Consider the following 11,064-nt stretch of genomic DNA (forward strand, 5'->3'; position numbering starts at 1 on the left):
ATTGCCTATTCGTATCACCCGATGAAGCCTGCTCTGGATCTGACGCCTGAGGAGCTAAAGGCCCTCCCTGCCGCGATTGTTTAGCGTCGAACTCACGTAAATAAAAGGAATTCACCTCAGTTTCAGACAGAACTAAGCTTGAAACCCGCTTCCCAGTGGGCATCATAAGTGAAAGTACTGAAGTTACAAAAGCCTTACGTCCCCTGTGTTTTTTGCAGGGGATTTCTTCATCTTTATTCCAATTCCCCGTATTTGGGACTCCACCACCGTCCTTTACTTTGAAAATAGACGGCATTCTTGTGCTTCTTGTCAGCTCTGGCTTTGGGATCTGAGCATCGAAGCATTTGCTTGACCTGCCCATCCTTGTGATATTGGTAAATCTCCATTTTCTGTTGACAAGCCGGACAAGGATAATCCGTGAGTTCTGGTGGCGACGCAGGTTGATCCGATTTTGCTTGAGGGACTTGCCAATTCTTATCCCGGTCGGACCAGAACATCACTAGACCTCGTCCATCGTCTGCCGTGCAGCCGTTTTCGCATTTGAGAAAATACTTCTTCTTCATCTTTTTACTAGGCACCTTGGACATCGGTTGACTGCAACCTGGGCATTTGGTTCTAGATGTTTGTAAGACCTTGCCCCCATAGTTGCTGGTCGGCTCAGGTAAATCTTTCAGTGCCTTCGCCAATGCCGGGGCAAAATAACTGCGGTTCCAGTCGATCAGATAGTTTTGCCATTCCTGATTCCCTTGTGCGATCGCATCCAAGGAACTCTCCATCTGGGCCGTAAACTCAGCTTCCAACAGCTCCGGTAACGCACCCCCCATAAATTGATCCACCTCCATACCGATCTGGGTGGGCTGGAGTTTACCTTTGATCAGATCAACATAGCCCCGAGTCTTGATGGTCTTAATTGTGGGGGCATAGGTGGACGGTCGACCAATGCCCTTCTTCTCCATCAATTGAACCAGCTTTGGTTCGCTATAACGAGCGGGGGGCTGGGTCTGTTTCTGCTGGGAATCGGCCTGGGCTAGAGAGAGAGTCTGCTGGGGCTGCAGGGTGGGCAGTTCCGTATCAGCTTTAATGTCTTTCCAGTATTTTGAGTAACCCTTGAACTCCACAAGATTGCCCTTAGCTTTCCACTGAACTTCGCCAGACTGACTAATGACGATGGTTTTACGGATTTGGGCGGGTTTGCACTGAGAGGCTAAGGCCCGAGTCCAAATCAGAACATACAGCTTGAACTGATCCTCCGACAGAGATTGCTTCAGTTCTGCGGAGGGTTTAAAAATATCCGTCGGGCGGATGGCCTCATGGCCTTCCTGGGTCTGCTTGCCCCCTTTCTGTTTGGCGACTTTTTTGGGGACATTGTCCGCGTCGTTTTGCGCTAGCCATTTTTTGGCGGCAGCACAGTAGTCTGGCGACAAGATCACTGAATCCGTGCGCATGTAAGTGATCAGACCCGCTTCATAGAGCTTTTGGGCCACCTGCATGGTTTGCTCAGGGCTGAACTTAAGGCGCGACCCAGCAGCTTGTTGGAGAGCAGAGGTGGTAAAGGGGGCGGGGGGCTTTTTGGGGGTAATCTTCCCTTCGATGGAGAGGATCTGGTGAGGATTATTTTGGGCGATTTCAACCAAGGCATCGGCAGCCGCTTGAGAGGTAACTCGGGTGGATTCTTCCGTTTTAGTTTCCGACCCTGCATCCTCAATGGTGGTTTCGTCTAGCTCGTTCCCTGCTGCGCTGCCGTGATAAAACGCTTTGAACCCTTCGGCATACTCCACAAACACCGACCAATAGTCTTGGGGCACAAACACTTGGATCTCGCCTTCGCGCTGGCAAATCAAGTGCAGGGTTGCCGATTGGATTCTGCCGACGGACTTTGCACCATTGTTTAAGCGCCAGACTAACGGCGATCCCCGATAACCCACGAGCTTGTCGAGGCAATCTCGACAGCGACCCGCTTCCACCAAATTCATATCCAAGGACTTGGGATGGGCAATGGCTTGCCGAACGGCTCGTTCCGTAATTTCCTGATAGACCACCCGCTTCGGTTTCTTAATCCCCAGTACCTGGGCAATATGCCACCCAATCACCTCCCCCTCTCGGTCCGGGTCACTGGCAATAAAAATCTCGTTGGCCTGTTTGGCCGCAGTTTTAAGATCGGCGATGGTCTTTTTAGCTCGGTCATCTCGTGGTTCATAACTGCAAGTGATCTGACCGTTCTTGGCCTCAAACCCTAAATTACCCGTGCCCGTGTTAGCAAGCTGCCGAATATGGCCGACGGAGGCCCGCACCTGCCAGCCTGATCCGAGAATCGATCTCAGCTTCTTGATTTTTCCCGGGGATTCGACGATCAGCAGGCGAGACATATTTGATGTTCTGGAATGCTTGAATAACTGTGACCTAGATGGGTGGGGATGGGTTTACTCTCAACTTATGGAGAGATTATAGTACATTTGTTTTCATGAGTGAAATATGCAATGAACTCCGTCCGGCCTATGTCCCCCGGACAGCAAGCAACGGTCATCGCAAATCTAATACCCCATTGACAATGACATCGAGCGTTTAGGCATCCAAACAGCTACTCAACTTTATCAAGAGACAAATTTCACAGGCGAGTGTCACCTATCGCCATGAAATAGCTATTCAACAGGGCGTATCCCGAGGTTAGGGGAGTTCATTTTGAAAACCTCTAAAGGCCCTCACCCAACGGTTAGATACGCCCCCTTCAACAGCTTTATTCTCTGACTCTCTTCTTGAAGTCTGCATTAAAACGCAGATTTGAAGGGTTGATTCTTCTGAGTCAATCTCTTTTTAAAAAGAATTAATATGTAAAAATATATTTCTTTTTGCTGTTGAATAAAAAAACGTTGAAAAATACTCAGAAGCAATTGATATTCATTTGATCTTTCAACGGAAACCAATGTCGTTCTTAAGCAAGATTGTCTATATAGTATTTGCTTTTACGACGTTTGCTTTATCGATATCCATTATTTTGGCTAGATATTTTCTCTTCATAAGTATAGATGAATCGTAATTAATATAAAAGAGCCTGAATAATTCTATCCAAACACTTTTATATAAGACGCTTAGGTTTGGGTTCTCGCTTTGATAAATTGATCGCGTCCTGGCCAGATTCTCAACAGCTAGAGCAATCAGCGGAAATTCAGGAAGTAATCAGTTGAGACTGATAGAGTTCTGCCACAGACCAAATGCACCATTAATTTCAAGTTATACGCCTAATTAAAGTTGTGAGGGGTGAAATTGTGACTGTTCAAATGATGGCAACAACAGACACTACTAATGCCTGGACAAAAGAGCTGGTTCAAAGCCATGCCATAACGGCAGTGTTGATCGAGATGTATACCTTGCCTTTTTATCTCACTGTGATGACATCCATCGTTTTACCGGAACAAGAGGATCAGTCGACGGAGGCAATATTCACCAACAATGTCTACAAAACCATTTTGAGTGTTTGTATTGAAGAAATGCTGCATTTACAATTGGCAGCCAATCTATGTTTAGCCCTGGATATTGATGCGTCCAAGATTTTTCAGAAACCTAGCTATGGTCAGCATATTCCCTATTTAGCCCCTTATGATCCGGCGACAATGGGACCCACCATTCCCAATCAAACCGCTTTATTGGCAGGAGCATTAGGACCATTCAATGAACTGACGCTTAAGACCATGTTGGATATTGAGACGCCTAAAGAATTTGACAGTTCTCTCGATCACACCACCCCTCAATATCCTTACGCCACCATTGGTCAAATGTACGATGCTCTTATGCAGGGAATCTTAGAAGTCGAGAAAGAACGTCCTGTCTTTGGTTGGTCAACTACCCATCAACAAGTATTATTCACCTGCGGTGAAAACTATACCCAGAACGCCCTCAGAATTAATCAGACTATTGCCTCCTTAGGGGATGCCCAACAAGCGATCAACCTGATCTGTGGTCAAGGTGAAGGGATTGCCCAACCGGACTTGCCAGAACCTCCCTATGTCGAAGAACAGTTTCCTGTGGAAGAGTTATATCGGTTTTATCCCACCGTGAAACAAGGCTCTGGCTATAGCGATCCAGAGCCTGATGATCCAGCCGCGCTGAATGGCTACTCTCACTATGGCCGTTTTTTATGGATTAAGAATCGGATTGATCAACGGAATTGGCCGCAGACCTACAGTACATCCACTTCTGAGTCATTAACACCTACGCAATCGGCTGCTCTTCACGACCTTCAGGCAGGATTTGATACCTTTTTCGATACACTGATCGCGATGTGGAGTGGTGGCAGTGCTAAGACGTTTTTCCCCGAAATGCTAAAACTCAAATCATTACCTGAAAATTGCTGGAAAGCAGGTGTTATTCCTCAGTGGTGAAGGTACGATGATTCGAGTGACAGATAAACCACGCATCAACCCATAGCTTGCTCTGTCTTCATCAATGCCTTGACCAGTTGTTGCAAACTAGTGGCGGATAAGTCAGGCAGGTCATAGTTTTGTTGCTGATTGGTGTATTGATGGCGCATTGAGCGACGATAGGCTGGATCGTAATGTTGCTCTAGTAGCGATCGCACCAACTCAGTCCATTTCTCCTGAGTAATACAGTCATACCATTGCTGGAGTTGAGCTTTACTATAGCTGCGTTGAAGCTGACCGAGTTTATCCTTAAGCAGCGTTGGATTCCTGATGAAATGGTCATAGTGCGCTAGCAGCCAGTCCACCCGATGGGAGATCGACGCTCGAACTTCAACACATGGAGCCGTTTTCATCTGTTGCCATAGCGCCTGAGGAACAAAACGTTCGCCAATCTTGCTGCTTTCAGCTTCTATCCACACGGGACGAGTACCGTCAAACCGTTGGAGAGCAGAGAGTAAATCTGACTCAAACTGTTTTTGAGAGGGTTGTGCAGAGGCTTCAGCTGCCCCTAAGAGTGAACCCCGATGATTAGCTAATCCCTCTAAGTCCAGTACCTGGGCCTGAGCTTGTGCCAGAAGCTGCAAAATAGCGGTCTTCGCCGTTCCCGTCAATCCACATAAAATGCGATACGAAAAACGATACGGCACCTGTGCTAATTGCTCCCGGACATAGGTGCGATAGGTCTTGTATCCTCCGCCCAGTAAGGTAGTCCGCCATCCCACCTGAGTTAAGACTAAAGCCATACTGTGAGATCGCTGCCCCCCTCGCCAGCAATAGATCAGGGGATGATAGTCCTTGGGCTTGTCTGCAAAGTGATGGTTGAGGTGATAGGACAGATTGTGGGAAACAAGGGCTGCTCCTCGTTTACGGGCCACAAAGGCGGAGACTTGCTTGTAGATCGTGCCCACCTCAGCCCGCTCTTGGTTACTGAGGACGGGCAAATTGATGGCACCGGGCAGGTGATCCTCCACGTATTCAGCGGGCGATCGCACATCAATAATTTCACTGTAAGGTTGGGGGTCAAGATCCGTTGTGACCTTGGGCGTCAGGAGCATCCAACAAAGAGACGTCTAAGCGGCCGGGAAGGCTTTTTTAAACTCATCAATCAGGTCATCCATTTCTTCTAAGGCCTGATTCACATCTATTCTTAGCGTCCCTAAATCCGGTTGATCTAATAACTGCACTAACAATCCGCGCTTACGCTCTAATAAAGCAATTCGATCTTGCATGGTTTGACTATCCACAGACGTTCCCTCAGAGCACTTTAAGCTTGAACAAGACGTAGCTATTCTAACAACCCAATTGCCCTAGAAACACCCGACCCTTTTCTTTCAGGCTCCGCAGCATAACCCATCGCTTATTTTCCTAAATCGTCCAGTTGAACAGACGTAACGGTTTCCGTCAATCACTTGGAATCTAAGCTAAGCTAACTTATGAACACGTTATATTTGGGCATTTGCTGTGCTTCAACGTTCAACTTTGATCTCGCTTTTCCTTGCTGTTGGTCTTGGGACGATGGCTCAACCGGCGCTTGGGCAAGCTGTCGCACCTAGAACCTTGAAGATCGATTCTCAACAGTTAGAGCAAACGGGATTGGCCTTATTCAAGGAAGCCGTTTATCTCAGTCAATTTCAACAGGTTGAACCTGCCTTAGCTCGTGTCAAATTAGCCACTCAGCTCGCCCCTAAATCGGCGGATGCCTGGGCCTTATTAGGAGGGCTTTACCTTAGTCAAAAACAGGTCGATGAAGGTATCTTGGCCCTCGAACGATCCCGGTCTCTCAATGCCAAAAATCCAGGGGTTCACTTCAGTTTAGGAGCAGCCTATTTTGGCCAAGAAAAATATGAGCAGGCGGCTGAACTTCTCAAGGCAGGACTGAAGATCAAACCTGATGTTCCTGAAGCGCTGTTTGATTTAGGCAATACCTATTACAAAATGGGGAAGTTGAAAGACGCCATTAAGCAATACGAAAAGTCCTTAGACCAAAACGAAAAATTTTGGCCTGCGATTAATAATATTGGCTTAGTGCATTATGAAAAGGGCAATGTCAGTCGCGCTATCAAACAGTGGGAGGCCGCTATCAAGATTGATGGAAAATCGGGGGAACCTCAGCTGGCGCTAGCGGTGGCCACCTATGTTGAAGGTGATAAAGATGCAGGACTTTCCTTGGCTAAGTCGGCCCTCCAGTTGGATGGTCGCTATGGCAAAGTTGCGTTTTTGGAAGAAAACCTGTGGGGGGAAAAGCTGATTGCCGACACTAAGGCGGTTTTTGCCACCCCTGAGATGCAAGCCACGTTAAGTGAATTAGATGTTGAATCCGATGATGGAAGCGCTGCTGATAACGCTCAAGAGGGTTCCGAAAGCCCATAAACAAGTTAGAATGAAAGCCGTTTAGAGTCTGTTCTCAGATTCTCTGCATCCACACTCCAGTCGTTTCATACAGCTTTTTTCATTCATTTGTGGCTGATTTAGGTCTTTTCTCCCCCCAAAACTCAACGATTGATGATGCCTGCTATATCAATCAACATGATGCTCCTTTCCGTCTATGTGCGTTGAAGCACCAGGATTTGTCGAGCGTGGCAACCTTATTAAGTCGCTGTTTTTACCCCCAAGAGGGATGGCGGTCTTGGCTCACGCCCATCCTGAAAATGGGAATTTTTCACGATCTTCAGTCACGCTATGAGGTGCATCGCACTCCTTATACCCGCTTAGTGGGGGCTCAGGTGCTCCATTCTCCTGAGCCTACATTAATCGGTACGGTTGAGGTTGCTCTCAAAACCTTGTCGCCTTGGCTGCCTTTTGCACCTGCCGTTCCTTACATTTCTAATCTAGCCGTTGCCTCGCCATACCGCTGTCAGGGCGTAGGCAAACAGTTGCTATTTGCCTGTGAGGAAATTGTGCGTCAATGGGAGCATCCCTATTTGTATCTGCATGTGTTGGATGACAATACCCCGGCGCGCCGTCTCTATGCCAAGGCCGGTTACCAATTAGTTGACAGTCCCCCTTCTTGGCCTACGCTGTTTAGCCCGTCCTCTAAGCGACTGTTGTTATGTAAACATCTTTAGGTGCTCATGGGACGATGCTGCTGCAACCGCACCAACGTACGAAGTTAGATAACGCGGACGACACGCTTTTTTACGACTACCCCAGATTTGTCACCCATGTTGATGCTGGGTTTATTCAAAAACTCTCAGAGGTCTATCGAGAGTACCTTCAGCCTGGGTTTTGTATTTTAGATTTGATGAGTAGCTGGGTCTCACATCTACCGGAAGAGATCCAGTTTGAAACGGTCATTGGGCATGGGATGAATGCTGAAGAACTGGCGAGGAATCCAAGACTCGATGAGTTCTTTATTCAGAATCTGAACCAGGAGTTGCAACTTCCCCAGTGCGATCGCACCTTTGATGCCGTATTGATTGCCGTATCAGTGCAGTACTTACAGTACCCTGAAGCCATTTTTAGTGAAATTCACCGTGTCCTTAAACCAGACGGCGTGGTGATTGTCAGCTTTTCCAACCGCATGTTCTATCAAAAAGCCATTCAAGTATGGCGAGAAGGAACCGATAACCAGCATCTACAGCTCGTGCAGTCCTATATGCGTGCTGCCGACTTAAGTGATCCTCAAGTGATCGCCAAGCCCGCTCCCTCACCAAGCTTCTTATCCTGGATGGGGTTAGGCGGCGGCGATCCTTTTTTTGCGGTGGTTGCCCAACGCTTACCGGATACCAACGCCAACTGATGCTGGTTGGTTAGGGATGGCGGATCGCCTTAAATCGATAGATTAGATATCCAGCTAACAAAAAGAAGGGAGCCCAAGCTACGAAAAAGAAAAGAAACGCTAGCGAAAAGGGGCCAGGCTGATTGCCCATATAGGGTTCCGTCGATAGATCGTCGCCATTGATCAGGATGAAGATGGCTGGTCCAAATCCTTGCAAAGCCCCTCACCAACTGAATGCAGCCAAGTAGCTGGTTCCCGCGCGATGTCGGACGACCTCTGCTTCGCGGTGATTCCATGCAGGCGAGGGGGTTCGTACCATAACAATCATAATGAGGATAAACGTCCAGATCATCCACAACGCACCGGTCCACGGATTGAGGCGCAAAGTGATGATCGCAGTCAGGGCTAATCCAGTCATAATCAGCAATCGAGGCACAACGGTAGTTTGCGCTCTGGATTGCCGACGGAATACCCGCGGTGGTGTCACCTCGCGTAGTAGGTAAAGAATACAAACCCCCACAAACATAAAACCTAAACGAGCAGGATAGGTGCTGGGCATGGTGTACCCTGCATATTTCGTATGGTTTTCTTCCACGAAAAAACAGAGGCGAACGATGTCGAGGACGATACCCGTTAAGGCCACGATGATCATCGCCCCCGTGAAATAGCGTCCAGAGCGCTGATGCCATAGACTGCCCTTACGGACGGTGAAAGCCATAATCGCGGCAATAGGAGCAATCCCTGCAGGGATAATGTGCAGTAGCAGGAGGATTAAGAAAAGAGCATTTCCAACAGCGCTACCGTAAATAACAGGTTTGTGAAGCAAGAATGTTGATTCCACGCTCTGACTCCCCGTGATTGACCACTCGTCTCGGATTGCGATCAGTTAGGCACTCTAGAATACAGCAAAGTCGCCGCGCTCAGCTTCTTCGCTTCCGTCAACCAGGCGCTGATAATACTCAAATAGTGTGTCTTTACCCGTTTCCGGAGTTGCATCAGCATCATAAAGCCCCGTCTCGGTATTGAGCACCAACATCGATTCCGTTGCATAATAATGTCCGATCCGCGCTAACTCAGCCTTGGCTGCTAAGCCCGGTACAATCTTGGCCACCCCACCCAGCAACATGGCGATTCCATTCAGGAACCCAGGCGGTACGCTTTTGAACTGGGGCGGGCAACCTAGTAGCTCAAACAGATATTCTCCCTGTTCCAAGGGTGTGAGTGCCGGTCCTGGTCCGCCAATTGGCAGAATTTTGTTCTGCAGCGAAACGTCCTCTAGGCAATCCACAATATACGCCGCCAGATCCGGATCGCTGATTGGTTTGCAAGCGGTAAGCTTACCATCGCCAAAAATATAAAAAGGCTTCCCGTTCTGCAGCTTGGCCACCTGCCCAGCCAAGGATTTGAAGTATGCAGTCGGTCGGACAATAGAATAGATTAACCCAGATTCCCTCAGTGCCTTTTCAAAGGCCAGCTTGGCATGCTGAAATGCAAGGCGTGGCTTTTGCACACAAATCGCAGATAACAGTACCATCTGCTTGACTCCAGATTCTTTCGCCAAGGATAAAACATCCAGATGGGCTTGATAGTCAATCGCCCAGGTATCCTTCGGTTCCCCCGTCCGCGATGCTAAGCATGACACCACTGCATAAAACGGTTGATTTTGGAAAACCTGCTCAGCCAGGAATGTAGAATCGGTAACGTCGCCAAAGCAGACCTCAGAGCCTTGTAACAGTTGGGTGGTTCTCTCTTGGGTTAACTGACCGCCGACACCCGCCTGTGGCCGAGCGATGCAAATAACCTCATAACCGCGTTCTACTAAAGCGGCGACGGTAGCGCGCCCAATTGTCCCTGTGCCTCCCAATACCAGAATGCGACGTGTCTCCGAAGTGCTGTCGTCAGTCATGGGTAAAAATGCTGCGTAGACTATATTCGTAGCCTACCAGGTCGTAGCTGCTAACGCTTGGCATTATCGACTCAATCTAAAAACAAAAGGGAAGATAACGGTCTATTTAACGTGATCAAGACACAAGACAGCTTACTCACTGAAATAGCGTTGGACTGCATGGTGGAGCCTTTTTTGAAACCCTTAAACACTACCGATAGCAGGGAAGGGGTGTCCTTTGTAGGCAAGGATCACCCCTTAATCGTGATATAGATTCAGGCCAGTTAAAGTGACCGTGCCTTTCTGTGGCTACTTGCTAAGTCAGCCACAGAGCTGAAGATACGCTTAAATCACGCCATCAAAAACACCATTGGTAATGTCTTTGACATCCTGGGCAAAATTAAAGCTCCCATCATGATTAATCGTGGCTTTCCCCAAGATGTCTAAATCATGGGCACCATTGCCCCGTGAGCCATCTCGACCCTGATCGCTGACTAAGCCAATCACTGCTTGATTTTTATACTCCTCAAGTAAGATAGCCTCAGCCGTATGGCCTCTTAGGATAAACTTGTCACCTTTACCAAAATTTTTAATGACAATATTTCCAGGCCCTTCAACCCAGTGATCATGATAATTATCGTTTTCGCCTGCTACACCTTCCCAGTTTACTGAGCCGTCATCATTGGTATATTTGGCAATGATCTCTGGGGTAGCATTCAGTAAAGCTTCTGCTCGAAATGTATCTGCTTTATCTGTACCTTTAAGGGTTCTAGTTCCTAGCCCATCAGGGTCCACATACTCAGCACCAAAGTCTAGCTTAGCAATATCATCACCATCATTGGTATCTGCAGGAATGTTGGGGTTCTCGATAGGTTCAACACCAAGACTACTAAAGAAAAACTTGTTATTCCCCACATCTTCATTCGGATCGCCAGAGTCACCTCCACCCATCGCTTCAAACTCTTTGGCAGTCTCAGCTACACCATCAAAAACACCGTTGGTAATGTCTTTGACATCTCGCTTAAAGTTGAAGTTTCCATCATGCT

Annotated in this window: 10 protein-coding genes and 1 pseudogene; 4 read left to right on the forward strand and 7 right to left on the reverse strand. The window is 47.9% G+C overall.

Annotated elements, in window-relative coordinates:
• Positions 1 to 233 precede the first annotated feature (233 nt).
• A complete protein-coding gene (gene topA / locus Q0986_RS11225) occupies positions 234 to 2,366 on the reverse strand; it encodes a type I DNA topoisomerase (protein ID WP_299410000.1) in 2,133 nt (710 codons plus the stop codon).
• A gap of 897 nt (positions 2,367 to 3,263) precedes the next feature.
• Between topA and Q0986_RS11230 the strand changes: the two genes are divergently transcribed.
• Positions 3,264 to 4,376: a ferritin-like domain-containing protein gene (locus Q0986_RS11230; protein WP_299410003.1), complete on the forward strand. Its 1,113-nt coding sequence runs from the start codon at positions 3,264 to 3,266 to the stop codon at positions 4,374 to 4,376.
• 35 nt (positions 4,377 to 4,411) lie between these two features.
• On the opposite strand, the gene mnmH is transcribed toward Q0986_RS11230, so the two are convergent.
• Both mnmH and Q0986_RS11240 read right to left on the reverse strand, forming a co-directional pair.
• The gene (gene mnmH, locus Q0986_RS11235) at positions 4,412 to 5,470 is read right to left on the reverse strand and encodes a tRNA 2-selenouridine(34) synthase MnmH (protein WP_299410006.1); all 1,059 of its coding nucleotides are present in this window, start codon (positions 5,468 to 5,470) and stop codon (positions 4,412 to 4,414) included.
• Between the two features lie 15 nt (positions 5,471 to 5,485).
• On the reverse strand, positions 5,486 to 5,659 hold the full coding sequence (locus Q0986_RS11240) for a hypothetical protein (protein WP_299410009.1): 174 nt from the start codon (positions 5,657 to 5,659) through the stop codon (positions 5,486 to 5,488).
• Positions 5,660 to 5,876: 217 nt separating this feature from the next.
• On the opposite strand from Q0986_RS11240, the gene Q0986_RS11245 reads away from it, so the two are divergent.
• The 3 genes from Q0986_RS11245 to Q0986_RS11255 all read left to right on the forward strand — a co-directional run bounded on the left by Q0986_RS11245 (position 5,877) and on the right by Q0986_RS11255 (position 8,154).
• Positions 5,877 to 6,785, forward strand: coding sequence for a tetratricopeptide repeat protein (locus tag Q0986_RS11245; RefSeq protein WP_366918570.1), 909 nt, complete (start codon positions 5,877 to 5,879; stop codon positions 6,783 to 6,785).
• 206 nt (positions 6,786 to 6,991) lie between these two features.
• On the forward strand, positions 6,992 to 7,480 hold the full coding sequence (locus Q0986_RS11250; protein ID WP_299410014.1) for a GNAT family N-acetyltransferase: 489 nt from the start codon (positions 6,992 to 6,994) through the stop codon (positions 7,478 to 7,480).
• 14 nt (positions 7,481 to 7,494) lie between these two features.
• A complete protein-coding gene (locus Q0986_RS11255) occupies positions 7,495 to 8,154 on the forward strand; it encodes a methyltransferase domain-containing protein (RefSeq protein WP_299410017.1) in 660 nt (219 codons plus the stop codon).
• A 10-nt stretch (positions 8,155 to 8,164) separates the two neighbouring features.
• On the opposite strand, the gene Q0986_RS11260 is transcribed toward Q0986_RS11255, so the two are convergent.
• The 4 genes and pseudogenes from Q0986_RS11260 to Q0986_RS11275 all read right to left on the reverse strand — a co-directional run.
• Positions 8,165 to 8,350 (reverse strand): hypothetical protein, encoded by a 186-nt coding sequence (locus Q0986_RS11260; RefSeq protein WP_299410020.1) that lies wholly within the window; start codon positions 8,348 to 8,350, stop codon positions 8,165 to 8,167.
• Between the two features lie 6 nt (positions 8,351 to 8,356).
• Positions 8,357 to 8,959, reverse strand: a complete 603-nt coding sequence (locus Q0986_RS11265) for a hypothetical protein (RefSeq protein ID WP_299410023.1) — start codon at positions 8,957 to 8,959, stop codon at positions 8,357 to 8,359.
• A 69-nt stretch (positions 8,960 to 9,028) separates the two neighbouring features.
• Positions 9,029 to 10,039 (reverse strand): NAD(P)H-binding protein, encoded by a 1,011-nt coding sequence (locus Q0986_RS11270; protein ID WP_299410024.1) that lies wholly within the window; start codon positions 10,037 to 10,039, stop codon positions 9,029 to 9,031.
• Between the two features lie 324 nt (positions 10,040 to 10,363).
• Positions 10,364 to 11,064: pseudogene (locus tag Q0986_RS11275) on the reverse strand (hypothetical protein); the annotation flags it as partial.

The sequence above is a fragment of the Acaryochloris sp. IP29b_bin.148 genome, from assembly GCF_028285565.1.
Taxonomy (GTDB): Bacteria; Cyanobacteriota; Cyanobacteriia; order Thermosynechococcales; family Thermosynechococcaceae; genus Acaryochloris.